Here is an 18,769-nt window from a genome sequence, read left to right as displayed (position 1 = left end):
TCCCAAGCTGGCCGTTACGCAGAGAACGATCGCGTTGTCATCCGTCGGGGTGGGCCTGGCCTGGCAGCGATTGTGACACGGTGCTGCGCGTTGCCGTGACGTAGGCCGCCAGCACACCGCATTGCAGCAGGAAGATGAACGGGGACCGCAAGGCTTCGCCGTACGAGCGTCATAAGATCGCCGCTCCCCGATCGCTATGCTGCACCGCCGGATGGGGCCATCCCCGGGAACGCCCGGATGTGGCGACCGAGTGACATTTTCTGGAAATGAGCCAGAATAGACGGAGATTCGCACAAATTACAGGCAGGTGCCTGTTCGTAACTCATGGAGTGCCTACGTTGTGCGTTGCGTCGAGTCGGCACCAGGGTGTCCAATGATTGTCATGTGCTCACGCTGATTCGAAACGGCCTGAGGAACGGTCCGGTAACTGCTTTCGTTTCAGCTTGTAGCGGAACTCACGCGGAGAGGGATCATGTACAACGATTCTCTATTCAACGCTTTCGCTCGGTCGTTCGAGGCGAGAAGCCAGCACGACATGTCGATGGCGGAATATCTGGAATCGTGTCGAAGCGATCCCATGAAATACGCGAACGCGGCTGAACGACTGCTAGCGGCGATCGGTGAGCCTCAGACGATTGACACGGCCAAGGACCCACGCCTTGGCCGTATTTTTTTGAACCGCACCATCCGCACCTATCCAGCCTTCGCCGGCTTCTACGGCATGGAAGAAACCATCGAGCGCATCGTCGGTTTCTTCCGTCATGCGGCGCAAGGTCTCGAAGAGCGCAAGCAGATCCTCTACCTGCTCGGCCCGGTCGGCGGCGGCAAGTCCTCGCTCGCCGAGCGGCTCAAGTCGCTGATGGAAGTGCAGCCGATCTACGTGCTCAAGGCCGGCGACGAGCTCTCGCCCGTGTTCGAGAGCCCGCTCAGCCTGTTCGATCCCGATCAGCTCGGTCCGATGCTGGAGGAGAAGTACGGCATTCCGCGCCGTCGCCTCACCGGCCTGATGAGCCCGTGGTGCTACAAGCGGCTGGAAGCGTTCGGCGGCGACATTTCCCAGTTCCGTGTCGCCAAGATCCAGCCGTCGCGGCTGCGCCAGATCGCGATCGCCAAGACCGAGCCCGGTGACGAGAACAACCAGGACATCTCCTCGTTGGTCGGCAAGGTCGACATCCGCAAGCTCGAGACCTACGCCCAGAACGATCCCGACGCCTACAGCTATTCCGGCGGCCTCAACCGCGCCAACCAGGGCGTGCTCGAGTTCGTCGAGATGTTCAAGGCGCCGATCAAGATGCTGCATCCGTTGCTGACCGCAACCCAGGAAGGCAATTATATCGGCACCGAGAACATCGGCGCGATCCCGTTCACCGGCATCATCCTGGCGCACTCGAACGAAGCCGAGTGGGCGAGCTTCAAGGCCAACAAGAACAACGAAGCCTTCATCGACCGCATCTGCGTCATCAAGGTGCCCTACTGCCTCAGGGTCACCGAGGAGCAGAAGATCTACGAGAAGCTGATCCAGGGCTCCGAGCTCGCCTCGGCTCCTTGCGCGCCGTCGACGCTGGAGACGCTGGCGCGGTTCTCGGTGATGTCGCGCCTGCGCAAGCACGAGAACTCCACCCTGTTCGCCAAGATGCGGGTCTACGACGGCGAGAGCCTGAAGGAATCCGATCCGAAGGCGCGCAGCGTCCAGGAATATCGCGACGCCGCCGGCGTCGACGAGGGCATGGATGGCGCCTCGACCCGCTTCGCCTTCAAGATCCTGGCTGCGACGTTCAACCACGATCCGCAGGAGGTGGCCGCGGACGCCGTGCATCTGATGTACGCGCTGGAGCAGGCGATCCGCCGCGAGCAGCTGCCTGAGGAGACCGAGAAGCGCTATCTCGAATTCATCAAGGCCGAGCTCGCACCGCGCTACGCCGAGTTCATCGGCAACGAGATCCAGAAGGCCTATCTGGAATCCTACTCGGATTATGGGCAGAACCTGTTCGATCGCTACGTCGACTATGCCGACGCCTGGATCGAGGACCAGGACTTCAAGGATCCCGATACCGGCCAGCTGCTCGATCGCGAGCTTTTGAACCAGGAGCTGACGAAAATCGAGAAGCCGGCGGGCATCGCCAATCCCAAGGATTTCCGCAACGAGGTCGTCAAATTCTCGTTACGCTCCCGGGCCCAGAACGGCGGCAAAAACCCGACCTGGACCTCCTACGAGAAGATTCGCGATGTGATCGAAAAGCGGATATTCTCCCAGGTCGAGGACCTGCTTCCGGTCATCTCCTTCGGGTCGAAGAAGGACGGCGAGACGGAAAAGAAGCACGGCGAGTTCGTCGCACGCATGGTGGAGCGCGGCTATACCGAACGTCAGGTTCGCCGGCTCGTCGAATGGTACATGCGCGTGAAGCAGGCCGGTTGAGGCGGATGGGAGGCGAATGGTAAAGTGCCCATTCACATTATTGACAGGCGCCTGAATCCAGGCGGCAAGAGTCTTGAGAACCGCCAGCGGTTCTTGCGTCGGGCCAAATCCCTGGTGCAGGGCGCCGTCAAGAAGACCTCGCAGGAACGCGACATCAAGGACGTCCTGGAGGGTGGTGAGGTTACGATTCCACTCGACGGCATGCACGAGCCGCGTTTCCGCCGTGAAGGCGGGACGCGCGACATGGTCCTGCCCGGCAACAAGAAGTTCATCGAAGGCGACTATCTCCAGCGCTCCGGCCAGGGCAGCGCCAAGGATTCCGGTCCCGGCGAAGGCGACAGCGAGGACGCCTTCCGTTTCGTGCTGAGCCGTGACGAGTTCGTCGATCTGTTCCTCGACGACCTCGAGCTTCCGGATCTCGCCAAGCGCAAGATCGCACAGACCGAGAGCGAAGGCATCCAGCGCGCCGGCTACACCATGACCGGCTCGCCCGCCAACATCTCGGTGAGCCGGACGGTGAAGCTCGCGCTCGCCCGCCGCATCGCGCTCAAGCGTCCGCGCAAGGAGGAGATCGAGGAGCTGGAAGCCGCGATCGAAGCCTGCACGGACGAGGACGAGCGTGCGGCTCTCGTGGCCCGGCTCGAAACGTTGAAGGCGAAGTCGAAGCGCATCCCCTTCATCGATCCGCTCGACATCCGCTACCGGCGCTTCGAGACGGTCCCCAAGCCCGTCGCGCAGGCCGTGATGTTCTGCCTGATGGACGTCTCCGGCTCGATGTCCGAGCACATGAAGGACCTGGCGAAACGCTTCTACATGCTGCTCTACGTCTTCCTGAAGCGGCGCTACAAGCACGTCGAGATCGTCTTCATCCGCCACACCGACCGCGCCGAGGAGGTCGACGAGCAGACCTTCTTCTACGGTCCGGCCTCGGGCGGTACGCTGGTCTCCAGTGCGCTGCAAGCGATGCACGAGATCGTGCGCGAGCGCTTCAACCCGTCGGACTGGAACATCTACGCCGCGCAGGCTTCCGACGGCGACAATTCCTATTCCGACGGCGAGCTCACGGGGCTCCTCTTGACCGAGAAGATCCTGCCGGTCTGCCAGTTCTTCGCCTATCTCGAGGTCGGCGAGGCCGGCGGCAGCGCCTTCGATCTCTCCGACTCCTCGCTCTGGAGTCTCTACGAACGCCTGCGCAACAGCGGCGCCCCGCTCTCGATGCGCAAGGTCTCGGAGCGCAGCGAGATCTTCCCGGTATTCCACGATCTGTTCCAGCGCCGCGACACTGCCCAGGAGAAGGCCGCTCCATGAAGGAACGTTTGTTCGAAGGCGCCGATTGGGATTTCCACACCTTGCAGCGCATCACCGATGCCTGCGAGGAGGTGGCGTTGAAGGATCTCGGCCTCGACGTCTATCCGAACCAGATCGAGGTCATCACCGCCGAGCAGATGCTGGACGCCTATTCGTCGGTCGGCATGCCCCTGTTCTACAAGCACTGGTCGTTCGGCAAGCACTTCGCGTTCCATGAGGCGTCCTACCGCAAGGGCCTGATGGGGCTCGCCTATGAGATCGTGATCAACTCCTCGCCCTGCATCTCCTATCTGATGGAGGAGAACACGGCGACGATGCAGACGCTGGTGATCGCGCACGCCGCCTTCGGCCACAACCATTTCTTCAAGAACAATTATCTGTTCAAGCAGTGGACCGATGCCGACGGCATCCTGGACTATCTCGACTTCGCCAAGAACTACGTCATGCAGTGCGAGGAGCGCTACGGCCGCATCGAGGTCGAGCGCACGCTCGATGCCGCGCACGCGCTGATGTCGCACGGCATCGACCGTTACCCCGGCAAGAAGAAGCTCGATCTGCGCGCCGAGGAGAAGCGGGCAGGGCGCCGCCGCCAGCACGAGGAGGAGGTCTTCAACGATCTCTGGCGCACGGTGCCGAAGGGCGCCGCCAAGAGCCGCTCCACGCTCAGCATCGAGCGCCGCCGCAAGCTGCTCGGCCTGCCGCAGGAGAATTTGCTCTATTTCCTGGAGAAGAGCGCGCCGCGGCTGGCGCCCTGGCAGCGCGAGCTGCTCCGCATCGTCCGCCACATCGCGCAATATTTCTATCCGCAGAGCCAGACCAAGGTCATGAACGAGGGGACGGCGACCTACGTTCATTATCGCATCATGACCAAGCTGCACGAGCAAGGCCGCATCAGCGACGGCAACTTCCTCGAATTCTTGGGGTCGCACACCAACGTGGTGTTCCAGCCCGAATTCGACGACCCGCGCTTCTCCGGCTTCAACCCTTACGCGCTCGGCTTCGCCGTGATGCAGGACATCGAGCGCATCGTTAGCAATCCGGAGGACGAGGACCGCGAGTGGTTCCCCGACATCGCCGGCAAGGGCGATGTCATGGGCGTGCTGCGCGACGTCTGGGCCAATTATCGCGACGAGAGCTTCATCGGCCAATTCCTGAGCCCGAAGTTGATGCGGCACTTCCGCATGTTCCATCTGCACGACGATCCCGAGGAGCGCGCCGGCATCCGGGTCGACGCCATCCACGACGAGCGCGGCTTCCGCCGCGTCCGCCGCGAGCTGGCGCGGCAGCACGATGTCGGCTACATCGACGCCAATATCGAGGTGGTCGACGTCGATCTCTCCGGCGACCGCCGCCTGATCCTGCATCATCACGTCATCAAGGGCTCGCAGCTCAACGAGACCGACGCCAAGCGCGTGCTCCAGCACCTGGCCGATCTCTGGACCTACGACGTCGCACTGATCGAGGTCGATGCCAACGACAAGGTCCTGCGCGAATACGTCGTCAGCCCACGCCCGATTCCCGCCGCGGTGGCGTGAGGCTGTCTCCTCTTTTGAAGTGAAGCTCGCGCGCCGAAGGCGGTGCGCTCCCTCCCCCGCTTGCGGGGGAGGGCTGGGAGAGGGTGTCTCCGCAGTGGGGTTCCCCAAGAGGATAGAGCCCTCTCCCGCGCCTTCGGCACGACCTCTCCCGCAAGCGGGAGAGGTTGCACCGAGCCCGGGGCAATCAAGTCAACCTAAAGCCATTCCGCTCTACGCCGATCGCTTCCCCGGCTTCTTCTTCGACACATTCAGCTCCACCGCCGCGCGGATCAACGCCTTCAGCGCCTTCTCGTTGACCTTTTCGCCCTCGCGAAGATCGATCGCCCGGCGCACATTGCCGTCGAGGCTGGAATTGAAGAGGCCTGCGGGATCCGCGAGTGCCGCGCCCTTGGCGAAGGTCAGCTTCACCACCTCCTTGTAGGTCTCGCCGGTGCAGATGATGCCGTCGTGCTCCCACACGGGAACGCCCCGCCATTTCCACTCTTCGACGACATCAGGGTCGGCCTCCTTGATCAGCGCGCGAACCCGCCCCAGCATCTCACCGCGCCAGTCGCCGAGCTCCTTGATCCTGCCGTCGATCAGCTTGGATGGCGAGGCGGTACCTGCTTGCTTCGCGCTGCTCGTCTTGGCCGCCACGGGCTTCTTCATCATGGCCTCGTTCACGCGTCGCTGCGGCCGCGATAAGGCAGCGCGAACAGATAGAGCCCGGTCGCGAGCAGCGGAATCAGCGGCACCAGTGCCAGGAAGCCGATCCACACGGCCTCGACTTGCATCGTCATCGCCACGATGTTGGCGATGACGGCAAGCGTGAAAGCCATCGACAGCCAGCGATGAATCTGCCGAATCCACATAGGCGTGCTCACTGGGACCTCCTTTGAGAATGATCGGAATGGGTGGTGGAGCTAGCTCGCCCGCGCCAGCAGATCGTCCAGCTTCGCCAAAAACTGCTTCCAGCCGGCATGCGCGCCGCCGAACGCCTGTTTCTGCGTCGGGCGGAAGCCCGCCTGCTCGACGCGCAAATGCGTGCCCGCGCTCGTCGGCGTCAGCGTGAAGGTGACGATGCTCTTGAGATCGAACGCGGCGTCCTCGTGCGAGAAATTCCAGGTGTAGGCCAGCGTCCTCTGCGGCTCGATGGTGAGCACCTCGCAGTCCAGCACGCCGCCCCATTCGCCGCGCAGATTGAAGCGATGGCCGACGACCGGCTTGAAATCGTTCTTCATCAGCCATTCCTCGATCAGATGCGGCTGCGTCAGCGCGCGCCAGAGCCGCTCGGCGGGATAGGCAAATTCGCGCTCGATGACGACGGAGCGCGTTTCGGCGGGTTCGTTCATTGGTCCATCCTCGTCAGGAGATCGTCGAGGGCATCTAACCTTTTCTGCCAGAACCCGGCCATCTGGCCGGTCCAGTCGATCAGCGGATTGAGCGCGCCGGGCTGCGCGCTGTAATGGGTCTGCCGTCCTTCGTGCCGGTCGCGCACCAGGCCCGCCTGCTTCAGGGCGCCAAGATGTTTCGACACCGCCGGCTGCGATACGCCGGATCGCGCCGTCAGCGCCCCGACCGTCTGCTCCCCCTCACGGCACAGCCGCTCGAAGATCGCCCGCCGGGTCGGGTCGGCGAGCGTCCTGAACAGGAGGTCGGGGGTGGGAGGCATGAAAAATCCATAACCGGGAGGTTATGAATAGACTCATAACTGTGGAGTTATGGGTAAGTCAAGTACGATGGGGCCTGCGGCGCCGCCATACGCCCCCGTCATTGCGAGCGCAGCGAAGCAATCCAGAATCTGTCCGCGGAGGCTGTCTGGATTGCTTCGTCGCAAGGGCTCCTCGCAATGACGCGGAAAGGGCTGCGCCAGACGTCGCCGTGCCCGCCTACGGCCGCAAATACAGATACCCCTGCGACTGCAGCTCGGCGAGCCGCACCACGCCGCCGTTCTCTGCGTTGACGAAGCCTGGCAGCAGCTCGCTCAGCGTCACGTTCTGCGCCTTCATCGTGTTGCCGCAGGCCGCGAGCTCGACGCCGCCCGTGGAGAAGTCACCGACGCGCTTGCTGACGTCGGGGTTGGCCTGCGCCGAGTGAAACGCCTTCAGCGCCGGGCCGTGGATCACCAGCGCGATCGTCACGTGCTCGGGGCCGCCGACGCCGTCGATGTGGTTCTGGATATTGCCGAGCACGAAATGGACCTTCTCGGCGTCGCTGAGGTGATAGGCCACCTTGAGCTTGTTCGACCGCGCGGTGGCGGTGGTGGCTTTCGCGCTGGAGCCGCCAAGCGCCGCACCGAGTGCCGAGACGGCGCTCCACAGGATGTTCCGGCGGTTCATGGCGATCTCCTCGACGAAGCCCGAATTTGCCGCAGGCATATCATTTGTGGCGCAGCGCCGCGAGTTCCTTGCGGTCGATCACCAGCGAGGCGCACTCGCGATTGTCGGCCCGGTCGAGCCGGAAAATCTTGTCGTCGGCGCCGGCGGTCAGCGAATGCTCGGCGTCATCGTCCGGCTTGTTGTTCTGCCAGACCCTGACACGTTCGAGCCGGACGATCGCGGACTTGTCGTCCTTGGAGAGCGCAACACCGATGCCGCCGCCATCGCAGTCGACGCCGCAGCCGAGGCGCACCTCGTCGCCGCTCCTGGTGAATACGGCGTGGTTGCACGAGCCGCTGGAGTCGAAATCGCCGCTGCGGTGACGGTACCTGAAGCCAAGGCGGAAGGAATGGTGAAGCTCCTTGTCCTCCTTGTCGAATTCCGCGGAGATCAGCAGCTTCATCGCGGCGACCTTCTGCTTCGGATGCCGCGCCAGATGGTCGGCATCGTAGCGGCGGACGAAGCAGGCATAGGCCTTGTCGCCGGGAGGCTTCGCATACATCCGCGTATTGAAGGTCTCGGCCTCGGCCTTGCTGGGCTCGCGAATATCGTCGACTTCCTCGGCGCGGCCGACGCTGGTCAGCGCAGCAAAAGTGAGGGCAGCAAGGATGACGAGCTTCATGAGGGCCTCGCGCACACGACAATTTCGTCGCAGCAGGACAGAGCTGCTGTCTGTTAGACGCAGAATTGGTGACCCGCGTTCAACCGTCGCAAGCCGCTCGAGCGGTGGTCGCGGTGCGGATTCGCGCAACTCGCTTCACGCTCCGCCTTAGTCACTGATGGGCTTGAGAAGGTTCAAGCGGTGAAGCGGGCGGCCCTTCGGAACTTGAAGTCTGCAATCGCTGCGACATTGTCTCGGTTCGTCAATGTGATAGCCTTCACAAACGACCGCCTTCGGCGGTCGTAAGCTGGGGCTGCCTTGTCAGTATGTGGAGTCCCCCCGCAATGGGCGAAATTCGCAGCTTCAAATCCGGCAATCAAGACGAGCCGCCTGCCCACGGCGCCATGCCTCGTCGCCTCGCAGCGATCATTGTCGGTGACATCGCTTCGTACAGCCGCATGATGCAGGCCGATGAGGAGGGAACGCATGTCCGCGTCAAGCGGATCGAGCGCGACCTCATCTATCCAAGCATCGTCGAGCACCATGGAACTCTGGTGAAGACGACAGGCGATGGCTTCATCGCCATTTTCGACAGCCCCGTCGAGGCCGTTCGATGCAGCATCGTCATCCAGCAGAACCTCATCGGCCGCAACGCGTCGCTTCCCAAGCATTCGCGGCTCGAATATCGGATCGGCGTCAATCTCGGCGATGTGATCGTGGAGTCGGACGATGTCTACGGCGACGGCGTCAACATCGCCACACGCATCGAGGGCATTGCCGAGCCCGGTCAGGTCTATATCTCGGGCGCGATCTACGAGCAGATCAAGCACAAGGTAGTATGCGGCTATGAGTCGCTCGGCGACCGCAAGGTCAAGAACATCACCGATCCGGTGCGCGTGTATCGTGTGCTGCCGGACGCTGATGCGATCGGCAAGACAAGAAGCCGGCGTGAGAACGCGCTGATCTTTTTGCTGGCCATTACAGTGCTGATGATGGCCACCGGCGTGCTCTGGTATTTGCTGGCGCAACCCGGCAAGATGGGCGAGCAGGCTGCCGCGCCGCCCACCGCTCCGGTGGTCTCACCGGTTCCTCAGCCGTTGCCGAGCGAGGCGGCGAAGCAGACGCCGCAACCCTCTCCGTCATTGGCTTCGTCGCCTTCGGCCCCGACTCCGGCTCCGGCTCCCAGCCCATCGGCAACGCCGGTGCGCGAGCCCGAAATGATCGCCATTCGCGGCGGCAGCTTCGCCATGGGAAGCAACGACGATCCGACCGAGCGTCCCGTCCACCAGGTCACGATCAAGCCGTTCTCGATCGGAAAATACCCGGTGACGGTGCAGGAGTGGAACGAATGCGCTGCCGCCAAGGCGTGCGGATTCACGGCCACCGGCAAGGACGATGCCCCGGTCAGCAATGTGAGCTGGATCGATGCGCAGCAATATGTCGCCTGGCTCGCGCAGGCGACAAAGAAGCCCTATCGGCTTCCGAGCGAAGCCGAATGGGAATATGCGGCACGCGGCGGGACACAGACCAAATATTGGTGGGGCGACAAGCTGCAGCCGGGCATGGCCGGCTGCAAGGATTGCGGTGAACTTGCGGCCGAGCAGCCGGCCAAGGTCGGCAGTTTCAAGCCCAATCCGTTCGGGCTTTACGACATGGGCGGCGGCATCGATCAGTGGGTCGCGGACTGCTGGCACCGGACCTATCAGGGCGCGCCCAGCGACGGCTCGGCGCGGACCAGCGCTGACTGCAGCTCTCATGTCCTGCGCTCAGGCTCCTGGAAGAACGATTCGAGATATGTGCGGCCGTCAAACCGCGGTGGATACGACACCGGCGTCCGTTACCCCACGCATGGATTCCGGATCGCGCTCAGTCCGTAGGTACTGGAGTCAATTTGATGAAGATCGTTTCCTGTATCGCGCTGGCGGCCGCCATCGCATTGTTCCCCGGCGCGGCCTATCCGCAAGGCAAAGCTGCGCCAAAGGACGCCAAGCTTTATTTCATCTCGCCGTATGACGGCCAGAAGATCCGTGGTGGGTTTTGGGTCCGTTTCGGCCTGCGCAACATGGGCGTGACGCATGCCGGCGACGACTACCACAATGCCGGCCACCATCATCTGTTGATCGATGTGAAAGACCCCATCAATGCCAAGGAGCCGATTCCGCAGGACAAGTCCCATCTGCATTTCGGAGCGGGACAAACCGAAACGTTTCTCGAGCTTCCGCCGGGCACGCACACGCTGCAACTGGTGCTTGGCGACGCCAAGCACTATCCGTTCGAACCACCCGTCGTGTCGGAGAAGATCACGATACGCGTCAGGCCGGCGGCATCAGCGCGAAGATGATCACCGCAGGCTGGCGTTGATCTTGTCCAGCACCGCCGAGCCCGGGCAGAGCGTGTCCGCCTCGAGCGCGTTGAGCGGCGTCTCGACCGTGTTGAGATGCTCGTGCAGGTCCTCCGCGTCGGGGTCGACGTACAGAAGACCGGTGACGATCTGGCCCTTGGCGGCGTGCCTTGCGAGGAAGGTCTGGGCGCCCAGGCGGTCGTGCGGATCGTAATCCGCATCGATCTTGCGCAGCGCGATCTTGCTGCCGTCGTGCTGCTCGACCACCTGCACCGTGCCGGGCGCGTAGTCCACCGCAATCGGGTCGCGGTCGACCAGCACGTCGAGCCGGTTCACGGCGTCATTGTGCTCGCGGACATAGTCGAAGCTCTTGGTCGAGCCGGCATGGTTGTTGAAGGCGATGCAGGGGCTGATCACGTCGATGAAGGACGCGCCCTTGTGGCCGATCGCGGCGGCGATCAGCGGCACCAGCTGGCTCTTGTCGCCGGAGAACGAGCGCGCCACGAAGGTGGCCCCTAACTGCAGCGCGATGGCGACGAGGTCGATGGCGTTGTCGGTGTTGGTGACGCCCTTCTTGCTCTTCGAGCCGCGGTCGGCGGTCGCCGAGAACTGACCTTTGGTCAGGCCGTAGACGCCGTTGTTCTCGACGATATAGGTCATGTTGACGCCGCGCCGGATCGAATGTGCGAACTGGCCGAAGCCGATCGAGGCGGAATCGCCGTCGCCGGAGACGCCGAGATAAATCAGATCGCGGTTGGCGAGATTGGCGCCTGTGAGCACGCTCGGCATGCGGCCGTGCACGGAATTGAAGCCGTGCGAATTGCCGAGGAAATAGTCCGGCGTCTTCGACGAGCAGCCGATGCCGGAGATCTTCGCCACCCGGTGCGGCTCGATCGAGAGCTCGTAGCAGGCTTCGATGATCGAGGCCGTGATCGAATCATGGCCGCAGCCGGCGCATAGCGTCGAGATCTTGCCCTCGTAGTCCCGATGCGTGTAGCCGAGCGCGTTCTTCTTCAGGCCCGGATGATGGAATTTCGGTTTTGCAATGTAGGTCATGAAAGCACCTGCGATCCCAGGGCCGTCATGGCCGGGCTTGACCCGGCCATCCACGTCTTGGCCGAGAAAAAGAAAGGCGTGGATGCCCGGGTCAAGCCCGGGCATGACGAAAGAGAGAGTGATGCGCTAATCATGACACGGCCTTGCGGAGCGGGGTCACCTTGAGGTGGTCCTGGTGGTCGCCAATGGCCTTGGCGATGAAGCGGGCAGTGATCGGCGTGCCGTCGTAATGCACGATCGGCACCAGCCGGACGGGATCGATGCCGTTCTCGTTGACGATGAGCTGGCGCAGCTGGCTGTCGCGGTTCTGCTCGACGACGTAGACGAAATCGTGCTCGGCGAGGAAGCTCGCCACGCTCGAGTGGAACGGGAACGCGCGGATGCGCAGGCGGTCGAGCTGATGCCCGCGCGCTTCCAGCAGGCCGATCGCCTCGTCCATCGCCGGCGAGGTCGAGCCAAAATAGATCACGCCATATTTGGTCGGCCGTTCCGCATTGGCCTGCAGCGGCCGCGGCACCAGGTCCTGAGCCGTCTCGAACTTGCGCACCAGGCGCTGCATGTTGTCGGCGTAGACGGTGCCTTCCTCGGAATAGCGCGCATAGCGGTCGCGCGACGTGCCGCGGGTGAAATAGGAGCCCTTGGTCGGATGCGTGCCGGGATAGGTGCGGTAGGGAATGCCGTCGCCGTCGACGTCGAGATAGCGGCCGAAGTCGCGGCCCTCCTCCAGCATCTCCGCCGTCATCACCTTGCCGCGGTCATATTGCCTGGCGTCGTCCCACTTCAGCGGGCGGCAGAGCCGGTGGTTCATGCCGATGTCGAGGTCGAGCATCAGGAAGATCGTGGTCTGCAGCCGCTCGGCAAGGTCGAACGCGGCGGCCGCGAACTCGAACGCTTCGGCGGGGTCTTCCGGGAACAGCAGCACATGCTTGGTGTCGCCGTGCGAGGCATAGGCGCAGGCGATGATGTCACATTGCTGGGTGCGGGTCGGCATGCCCGTGGAGGGGCCGGCGCGCTGGATGTTCATGATCACGGCCGGGATCTCGGCAAAGTAGGAGAGGCCGATGAACTCCGTCATCAGCGAGATGCCGGGGCCGGAGGTCGCCGTGAAGGCGCGGGCGCCGTTCCAGGACGCGCCGATCACGATGCCGATCGAAGCCAGCTCGTCCTCGCCTTGCACGATCGCGTATTTCGCCCTGCCGGTCTCAGGATCGTGCCGGTACTTCTTGCAATGGGCGGTGAAAGCTTCGGCGACTGACGAGGACGGCGTGATCGGATACCACGCGCACACGGTGGCCCCGCCATAGACGGCGCCGAGCGCGGCGGCGCTGTTGCCTTCGATGAAGATACGGTCGCCGACCTTGTCGGACTTCTTCACGCGCAGCCCGATCGGGCATTTCAGGTTCTGCAAGGCCCAATCGCGGCCGAGATGCAGCGCATGGACGTTGGAGGACAGCAGCTTCTCCTTGCCCTTGTACTGCTCGCCGATCAGTTGCTCGATCAGCTTCGGATCCATGTCGAGTAGCGCCGAGAGCGCGCCGAGATAGATGATGTTCTTGAACAGCTGGCGCTGGCGCGGATCGGTGTAGGTCGAGTTGGTGATCGCGGTCAGCGGCACGCCGATCACGGTGATGTCGTCGCGGAATTTGGTCGACGGCATCGGCTTGGTGGAATCGTAGAACAGGTAGCCGCCGGGCTCGATGCCGGCGACGTCCTTGTCCCACGTCTGCGGATTCATCGCCACCATCATGTCGACGCCGCCGCGTGCGCCGAGATGGCCGGCTTCCGTCACGCGCACCTCGTACCAGGTCGGCAGGCCCTGGATGTTGGAGGGGAAGATGTTGCGTGGGCTGACAGGCACGCCGTGGCGCAGGATCGCGCGCGCGAACATCTCGTTGGCGCTGGCCGAGCCCGAGCCGTTGACATTGGCGAAGCGGACGACGAAGTCGTTTACGCTGCTGATCGGCTTTTTGTCGGACATGTCGAACCTGCGTGGGTCATCTCGATGAAATATTTCTGCATGTCCCAGGCGCCGGTGGGACAGCGCTCGGCGCACAGCCCGCAATGCAGGCAGACATCCTCGTCCTTCACCATCACCCGCCCGGTCTTCAGATCCGAGGAGACGTAGAGGTCCTGGTCCGGGTGAGCGGAGGGCGCCTTCAGGCGCTGGCGCAGATCGCTTTCCTCGCCGTTGGCGGTGAAGGTGATGCAATCCATCGGGCAGATGTCGGCGCAGGCGTCGCACTCGATGCAGAGCGAGGTCGAGAACACGGTCTGCACGTCGCAGTTCAGGCAGCGATGGGCTTCGCCGAGCGCCAGCTTGACGTCATAGCCGAGCTCGACCTCGGCGCGGATGTCCTTGAGCGCAACGACCTTGTCGCGATGCGGCACCTTGTAGCGCTTGTCGGGCGAGATGTCGTTGTCATAGCTCCATTCGTGGATGCCCATCTTCTGCGAGGAGATTTGCACCTCCGGCAGCGGGCGCTCGTCGACCGCTTCGCCCGAGAGCATCTTGTGGATCGACAGCGCGGCGTCATGGCCGTGCGCGACCGCCCAGATGATGTTCTTCGGGCCGAACGCGGCATCGCCGCCGAAGAACACTTTCGGATTGGTCGAGGCGAAGGTCTTCGGATCGACCTTCGGCATGTGCCATTTGTCGAACTCGATGCCGCAATCCTGCTCGATCCAGGGGAAGGCGTTTTCCTGACCGACCGCGACCAGCACGTCGTCGCAGGGAATGGTCTGATCGGGATCGCCCGAAGGCACGAGGTTGCGGCGGCCTTTGGCGTCGTATTCGGCTTTGACGTGCTGGAAGGTGACGCCGATCAGCTTGCCGGCGACATGCTTGAAGGCCACCGGGACCATGTAGTTGAGGATCGGGATATCCTCGTGGATCGCGTCCTCCTTCTCCCAGGGCGAGGCCTTCATCTCGTCGAAGCCGGAACGCACGACCACGGTGACTTTCTCGCCGCCGAGCCGGCGTGCGGTGCGGCAGCAATCCATCGCCGTGTTGCCGCCGCCGAGCACGATGACGCGCTTGCCTATCTTGTCGACATGGCCGAACGACACGTTGGCCAGCCATTCGATGCCGATATGGATGTTGGCGGCGGCCTCTTTCCGGCCGGGAAGCTCGAGCTCGCGGCCGCGCGGCGCACCGGAGCCGACGAAGATGGCGTCGTATTTCTCGGCGAGCAGCGCCTTCATGCTGTCGATGCGATGACCGCCTTTGAACTCGACGCCGAGATTGAGGATGTAGCCGGTCTCCTCGTCGATCACGGAATTGGGCAGGCGGAATTTCGGGATCTGGGTGCGCATCATGCCGCCGGCTTCCGGGTCGGCATCGAACACGGTGCAGTGATAGCCGAGCGGCGCGAGATCGCGTGCCACCGTCAGCGAAGCGGGACCGCCGCCGACCAGCGCAATGCGCTTGCCGTTCTTCGGCCCGGGCTTCGGCAGGCGCTGCCTGATGTCGTCCTTGAAATCCGCCGCAACGCGCTTGAGGCGGCAGATCGCGACAGGATTTTCCTCCACGCGTCCGCGCCGGCACGCCGGCTCGCAGGGACGATCGCAGGTGCGTCCCAGAATGCCGGGAAATACGTTCGATTTCCAATTGATCATGTAGGCATCGCTGTAGCGGCCTTGGGCGATCAGTCGGATGTATTCGGGAACCGGGGTGTGCGCAGGACAGGCCCATTGGCAATCGACCACTTTGTGAAAGTAGTCGGGGGCCGCGATGTCGGTCGGTTTCATTCCTACCCTGTCCGCGCAGGCCCGAAGACCCCGCGGCCTTTTTTGTTAGAGCTTGGCGAGCGCTTAACGCGCTTCGATCTGGTTTCTGAATGACGTCATTGGGTTAGCTTATTAGAACCGTTCCGAAGTACAACGGCAAATTTGCGCGCGTCACCGCTTTCATGGGAGCTACGCGTGCACGGCATTAACGCGCGGCGCACGAGATGCGTGCGGTGCAATATGCTGCGATGCGGGTGCCGTTCAGCCGCGCGCGATGTCGCTCTTGGCGAGGTCCCACATCAGGCAGTAGGTGCCGACGGAGATGGGGAGCGGGAAGGGCGCCGCAGCCGGGCCGGTGAAGCGCTCGGCGATGACGGCGGAGACCGCATTGACATGCGTGCCGTCGATCAGCACGAACCAGTCTCGCGCGCCCTCGTTGCGCACCGCCGGAATTCCCGCCGTTGCGCCCGACAATTCCGGCTCGCTTTCGAGCAGGTGCATCGAGATGATGCCGTCGCGGTCTTGCGGCGCCAGCTTTTCTTGCAGCGCATCACGCCACGCACCGGCGTTGTCGGGCGTCGGCCGCAGCCGCACCAGGCCGAGCGACGTGCCGCGGCCAGTACCCTTGCTGATTGTGATGCGCGCGACCACGCGCAGCATGTCCCGGAAGCGCGCCATGGATCGCCGCGACCATTCGGTCTGGTCGGCGAGCCGCGCCCGGTAGGCGGGGCTGTCGAGCACGCCGAGCGTTTCGGTCGAGTACAGCGAGAGATATTTGGGGTTGGCGGCATGCGCGACATAGCGCCGCGCTTCGAGAAATCCGTCGATTGCGACGCGCTCTTCCAGATGCTCGCGATCGTACCAGCGGTTGAAATCGGCCTCGTCCACAGCGTCGATGTTCATCGACGTCAGCAGCATGCCCTTTCCGGCGAGCGGCATTCTTCTTGTCCTCTCATCGCCCGATCTTCGATGCGAGGTCCGCGATCGACTTCATGACCGCGTCCCTCACGCCGCCATCATAGAGCGAATGCCCGGCTTCTTCCACGATGCGAAGCTCGGAACCGGGCCATACTTTCGCAAGGGCCTGCGCTGTCGCGGGAGGACACAATAGATCATAGCGCCCCTGCACGATGATGCCGGGAATGCCGTCGAGCCGGCCCGCGTTCCGCAGCAGCTGGTCCTCGTTCATGAAGCTGTCGTTGATGAAATAATGCGCTTCCATGAACGGCGTCGCCGGCAATGTGCGCCAGACGTTCAGCGCGGCGAGGTCGAGCCGCATCCTGGCCGGCTTGTGCTCGGACAAGGTGCGCTCGGTGTCGTGCCAGGCCTTCGCCGCCGGGCCATGCACGGCAGGGTCGGCATCGAGGATGCGGCGCCAAAAGGCCTCCACCGGCTGCGCCCGCTCTTGGGGCGGCAGCACGCTGAGGAAATCCTCGTACAGCGCCGGATGGAATTGCGACAGGCGCGAGGTGAAGGCCGTCTCGACCTCGGCCCGCGTGCCGAGAAACGTCGCGCGCAGCGCAATGCCCGAGACGCGCTCGGGATGCACCTCGGCATAAGCCAGCGCCAGCGTCGCGCCCCAGGAGCCGCCGACCACCATCCAGCGTTCGAAGCCGAACTTTTCGCGGATCGTTTCCATGTCCGCGATCAGATGCTGTGTGGTGTTGTGCTCGCGCGATCCCTTGGGCCGGCTGCGGCCGCAGCCGCGCTGGTCGAACAGCACGGCGCAGAAGCGGTCGGGATCGAACAGCCGGCGATGGTCGGGCTGGCAGCCGCTGCCGGGCCCGCCATGCAGGTAGACCGCGGGGATGCCGTCGGCGCGGCCGACGCTCTCGACATAGAGCTCATGGCCGTCGCCGACGTCGAGGATGTCGGAGGTCAGCGGCGCAAAGGGATCGGCACGTTTGGTGGAAGCGGCCGCGTCGGCGTCAGGTCCCATTCTCGGATTCCAGGGTGCCGCCGGCAAAGTTGCGATAGAGGAAGCGGCTGGTCTCGCCCTCGGCCTCGGCTTCCGCCTGCTTGAAGATGGTCTCGTGCAGCGGCGACAGCGCGCAGGCCGGGTCGGTGTTGGCGGCATCGCCGGTCAGCGCGAAGGCCTGGCAGCGGCAGCCGCCGAAATCGATCTCGCGGAATTCGCAAGACTTGCACGGCTCCTTCATCCAGCCGGTGCCGCGATAGCGGTTGAAGGCCTCCGAGTTCTGCCAGATCCAGGCGATCGAATGGTTGGAGCGCACCGACTCGAAATCAAGCCCGGTGATGCTCTCGGCGGCATGGCAGGGCAGCACCTTGCCGGCGGGCGAGATGTTGAAGAACTGCCGGCCCCAGCCGCCCATGCACTTCTTCGGCCGCAGCGCGTAATAATCCGGCACCACGTAGTCGATCGTCAGTCGGCCCTTCAGCCGCTCGCGCGCCTCCTCAACGAGGCGGGTACACTCATCGAGCTGCGCCACGGTCGGCATTAGCGCGGCGCGGTTCTTCAGCGCCCAGCCGTAATATTGCACATTGGCGACCTCGAGCCGGTCGGCATCGAGATCGAGCGCCATCTGGATGATGTCGGGCAGCTGGTGCAGGTTCTGCCGGTGCATCACCGCGTTCACGGTGAGCGGCAGGTCGAGCTCGCGCGTCCATTTCGCGACTTCGAGCTTCTTGCGGTGGCCGCCCTTGTAGCCGGCAACGCGATCTGCGAGGCCGTCCTCGATCCCCTGGAAAGAGATCTGCACATGGCAGAGCCCGGCATCTGCGAGATCGCTGAGCCTCTCGCGCGTCAGCAGCACGGCCGAGGTGATGAGATTGGTGTAGAGCCCGGCGTCGCTTGCATGCTTGACCAGCTCGACGAGATCTTTCCGTGCCGTCGGCTCGCCGCCGGAGAAATGCACCTGGAGCACGCCGATCTCGGCGAGCTCGCTCAGCACCTTCTTCCACTCGTCCGTCGTCAGCTCTTTGCCAGAGCGGTCGAGCTCGACCGGGTTGGAGCAATAGGGACATTGCAGCGGGCAGCGATGGGTGATCTCGAGCAGCACGGCGAGCGGAATGCCGAACGTCTCCGCCGTCGAGCGCTGCTTCTCAAGCACCGCGAGGCTGTCGCTGGGCGGGATGGTCACGTCGCTCATGACGTCTTCTCCCTGATCTCGGTGAGAAAGCCCTTGTCGGCGAGATCCTGCAACATGGCGATGACATCGGTCAGGATCGCCTCGCGCGGCGCTGCGTACTTTGTGGCGAGCTGATCGGCGACCTCGCCGACATTGCGCTCGCCGTTGCAGAGTTGCAAGACCTCGACCGCGATCTCGTCCGGCGCTAGCACCCGCTCCGGCGCCAGGATCACCCAGACCTTGCGAGTCTCGTCATATTTCAGCTTGGCATGCCGCGGCAGCACGGGGCGGCTCGCCTCGCTGACGCTGATGTTCCGCGGCCCGGCCATTGCTTTTATCC

The 18,769-nt window shown here is 63.6% G+C and carries 18 protein-coding genes; 5 read left to right on the top strand and 13 right to left on the bottom strand.

Features of this window, described 5'->3' with window-relative positions:
• The first annotated feature begins 472 nt into the window (after positions 1-472).
• From ABIA40_RS21645 to ABIA40_RS21635, 3 genes are read left to right on the top strand one after another with little or no spacing between them, the layout of a single operon-like run.
• Positions 473-2,416: a PrkA family serine protein kinase gene (locus ABIA40_RS21645; protein WP_036007284.1), complete on the top strand. Its 1,944-nt coding sequence runs from the start codon at positions 473-475 to the stop codon at positions 2,414-2,416.
• A 30-nt stretch (positions 2,417-2,446) separates the two neighbouring features.
• Positions 2,447-3,724: a YeaH/YhbH family protein gene (locus tag ABIA40_RS21640; protein WP_338122584.1), complete on the top strand. Its 1,278-nt coding sequence runs from the start codon at positions 2,447-2,449 to the stop codon at positions 3,722-3,724.
• Entirely contained in the window at positions 3,721-5,259 is a 1,539-nt protein-coding gene (locus tag ABIA40_RS21635; protein ID WP_271541966.1) for a SpoVR family protein, read from the top strand. The genes ABIA40_RS21640 and ABIA40_RS21635 overlap by 4 nt, the downstream gene beginning before the upstream one ends.
• Positions 5,260-5,469: 210 nt before the next feature.
• Here the strand turns inward: ABIA40_RS21635 and ABIA40_RS21630 are convergent, their stop codons facing one another.
• The 6 genes from ABIA40_RS21630 to ABIA40_RS21605 form a co-directional block, all read right to left on the bottom strand.
• On the bottom strand, positions 5,470-5,907 hold the full coding sequence (locus tag ABIA40_RS21630; RefSeq protein ID WP_157282129.1) for a DUF1801 domain-containing protein: 438 nt from the start codon (positions 5,905-5,907) through the stop codon (positions 5,470-5,472).
• An 11-nt stretch (positions 5,908-5,918) separates the two neighbouring features.
• A complete protein-coding gene (locus ABIA40_RS21625; RefSeq protein WP_157282126.1) occupies positions 5,919-6,110 on the bottom strand; it encodes a hypothetical protein in 192 nt (63 codons plus the stop codon).
• Between the two features lie 51 nt (positions 6,111-6,161).
• The gene (locus ABIA40_RS21620; RefSeq protein WP_225182720.1) at positions 6,162-6,590 is read right to left on the bottom strand and encodes an SRPBCC domain-containing protein; all 429 of its coding nucleotides are present in this window, start codon (positions 6,588-6,590) and stop codon (positions 6,162-6,164) included.
• On the bottom strand, positions 6,587-6,910 hold the full coding sequence (locus tag ABIA40_RS21615; RefSeq protein ID WP_271541960.1) for a helix-turn-helix transcriptional regulator: 324 nt from the start codon (positions 6,908-6,910) through the stop codon (positions 6,587-6,589). Before ABIA40_RS21615 ends, ABIA40_RS21620 begins: the two co-directional genes overlap by 4 nt.
• 217 nt (positions 6,911-7,127) lie before the next feature.
• Positions 7,128-7,577: a DsrE family protein gene (locus tag ABIA40_RS21610; protein ID WP_271541959.1), complete on the bottom strand. Its 450-nt coding sequence runs from the start codon at positions 7,575-7,577 to the stop codon at positions 7,128-7,130.
• A gap of 40 nt (positions 7,578-7,617) precedes the next feature.
• Entirely contained in the window at positions 7,618-8,238 is a 621-nt protein-coding gene (locus tag ABIA40_RS21605) for a hypothetical protein (RefSeq protein WP_271541957.1), read from the bottom strand.
• A gap of 323 nt (positions 8,239-8,561) precedes the next feature.
• On the opposite strand from ABIA40_RS21605, the gene ABIA40_RS21600 reads away from it, so the two are divergent.
• Positions 8,562-10,094, top strand: a complete 1,533-nt coding sequence (locus ABIA40_RS21600; protein WP_404543180.1) for an SUMF1/EgtB/PvdO family nonheme iron enzyme — start codon at positions 8,562-8,564, stop codon at positions 10,092-10,094.
• Between the two features lie 17 nt (positions 10,095-10,111).
• A complete protein-coding gene (locus ABIA40_RS21595; protein ID WP_271541953.1) occupies positions 10,112-10,558 on the top strand; it encodes a DUF4399 domain-containing protein in 447 nt (148 codons plus the stop codon).
• Here ABIA40_RS21595 and ABIA40_RS21590 read toward each other — a convergent pair whose 3' ends face one another.
• The 7 genes from ABIA40_RS21590 to pqqD all read right to left on the bottom strand — a co-directional run bounded on the left by ABIA40_RS21590 (position 10,559) and on the right by pqqD (position 18,758).
• Positions 10,559-11,614: a 2-oxoacid:ferredoxin oxidoreductase subunit beta gene (locus tag ABIA40_RS21590; protein WP_404543178.1), complete on the bottom strand. Its 1,056-nt coding sequence runs from the start codon at positions 11,612-11,614 to the stop codon at positions 10,559-10,561.
• 130 nt (positions 11,615-11,744) lie between these two features.
• Positions 11,745-13,592, bottom strand: coding sequence for a 2-oxoacid:acceptor oxidoreductase subunit alpha (locus tag ABIA40_RS21585; protein ID WP_404543177.1), 1,848 nt, complete (start codon positions 13,590-13,592; stop codon positions 11,745-11,747).
• Positions 13,562-15,361, bottom strand: a complete 1,800-nt coding sequence (locus ABIA40_RS21580; RefSeq protein ID WP_404543176.1) for an FAD-dependent oxidoreductase — start codon at positions 15,359-15,361, stop codon at positions 13,562-13,564. Before ABIA40_RS21580 ends, ABIA40_RS21585 begins: the two co-directional genes overlap by 31 nt.
• A gap of 240 nt (positions 15,362-15,601) precedes the next feature.
• A complete protein-coding gene (locus tag ABIA40_RS21575) occupies positions 15,602-16,279 on the bottom strand; it encodes a hypothetical protein (RefSeq protein ID WP_404543175.1) in 678 nt (225 codons plus the stop codon).
• A gap of 13 nt (positions 16,280-16,292) precedes the next feature.
• The gene (gene pip / locus ABIA40_RS21570; protein WP_404543173.1) at positions 16,293-17,279 is read right to left on the bottom strand and encodes a prolyl aminopeptidase; all 987 of its coding nucleotides are present in this window, start codon (positions 17,277-17,279) and stop codon (positions 16,293-16,295) included.
• Positions 17,269-18,450: a pyrroloquinoline quinone biosynthesis protein PqqE gene (gene pqqE / locus ABIA40_RS21565; RefSeq protein WP_128263812.1), complete on the bottom strand. Its 1,182-nt coding sequence runs from the start codon at positions 18,448-18,450 to the stop codon at positions 17,269-17,271. Before pqqE ends, pip begins: the two co-directional genes overlap by 11 nt.
• The gene (pqqD, locus tag ABIA40_RS21560; protein WP_157281739.1) at positions 18,447-18,758 is read right to left on the bottom strand and encodes a pyrroloquinoline quinone biosynthesis peptide chaperone PqqD; all 312 of its coding nucleotides are present in this window, start codon (positions 18,756-18,758) and stop codon (positions 18,447-18,449) included. The genes pqqE and pqqD overlap by 4 nt, the downstream gene beginning before the upstream one ends.
• Positions 18,759-18,769: the final 11 nt, after the last annotated feature.

Origin of the sequence: Bradyrhizobium sp. USDA 223, from assembly GCF_044909005.1 — a bacterium.
Taxonomy (GTDB): Bacteria; Pseudomonadota; Alphaproteobacteria; order Rhizobiales; family Xanthobacteraceae; genus Bradyrhizobium; species Bradyrhizobium yuanmingense.
Note: the sequence above shows the minus strand (reverse complement) of the source record. Positions and strands in the feature narration are given on the sequence as shown.

Coding starts and splice junctions, on each gene's coding strand:
- ABIA40_RS21625 (WP_157282126.1), bottom strand. CDS start 6,110: ATGTGGATTCGGCAGATTCATCGCTGGCTGTCGATGGCTTTCACGCTT.
- ABIA40_RS21645 (WP_036007284.1), top strand. CDS start 473: ATGTACAACGATTCTCTATTCAACGCTTTCGCTCGGTCGTTCGAGGCG.
- ABIA40_RS21580 (WP_404543176.1), bottom strand. CDS start 15,361: ATGAAACCGACCGACATCGCGGCCCCCGACTACTTTCACAAAGTGGTC.
- ABIA40_RS21600 (WP_404543180.1), top strand. CDS start 8,562: ATGGGCGAAATTCGCAGCTTCAAATCCGGCAATCAAGACGAGCCGCCT.
- pqqD (WP_157281739.1), bottom strand. CDS start 18,758: ATGGCCGGGCCGCGGAACATCAGCGTCAGCGAGGCGAGCCGCCCCGTG.
- pip (WP_404543173.1), bottom strand. CDS start 17,279: ATGGGACCTGACGCCGACGCGGCCGCTTCCACCAAACGTGCCGATCCC.
- ABIA40_RS21615 (WP_271541960.1), bottom strand. CDS start 6,910: ATGCCTCCCACCCCCGACCTCCTGTTCAGGACGCTCGCCGACCCGACC.
- pqqE (WP_128263812.1), bottom strand. CDS start 18,450: ATGAGCGACGTGACCATCCCGCCCAGCGACAGCCTCGCGGTGCTTGAG.
- ABIA40_RS21590 (WP_404543178.1), bottom strand. CDS start 11,614: ATGACCTACATTGCAAAACCGAAATTCCATCATCCGGGCCTGAAGAAG.
- ABIA40_RS21575 (WP_404543175.1), bottom strand. CDS start 16,279: ATGCCGCTCGCCGGAAAGGGCATGCTGCTGACGTCGATGAACATCGAC.
- ABIA40_RS21605 (WP_271541957.1), bottom strand. CDS start 8,238: ATGAAGCTCGTCATCCTTGCTGCCCTCACTTTTGCTGCGCTGACCAGC.
- ABIA40_RS21635 (WP_271541966.1), top strand. CDS start 3,721: ATGAAGGAACGTTTGTTCGAAGGCGCCGATTGGGATTTCCACACCTTG.
- ABIA40_RS21595 (WP_271541953.1), top strand. CDS start 10,112: ATGAAGATCGTTTCCTGTATCGCGCTGGCGGCCGCCATCGCATTGTTC.
- ABIA40_RS21620 (WP_225182720.1), bottom strand. CDS start 6,590: ATGAACGAACCCGCCGAAACGCGCTCCGTCGTCATCGAGCGCGAATTT.
- ABIA40_RS21585 (WP_404543177.1), bottom strand. CDS start 13,592: ATGTCCGACAAAAAGCCGATCAGCAGCGTAAACGACTTCGTCGTCCGC.
- ABIA40_RS21630 (WP_157282129.1), bottom strand. CDS start 5,907: ATGAAGAAGCCCGTGGCGGCCAAGACGAGCAGCGCGAAGCAAGCAGGT.
- ABIA40_RS21610 (WP_271541959.1), bottom strand. CDS start 7,577: ATGAACCGCCGGAACATCCTGTGGAGCGCCGTCTCGGCACTCGGTGCG.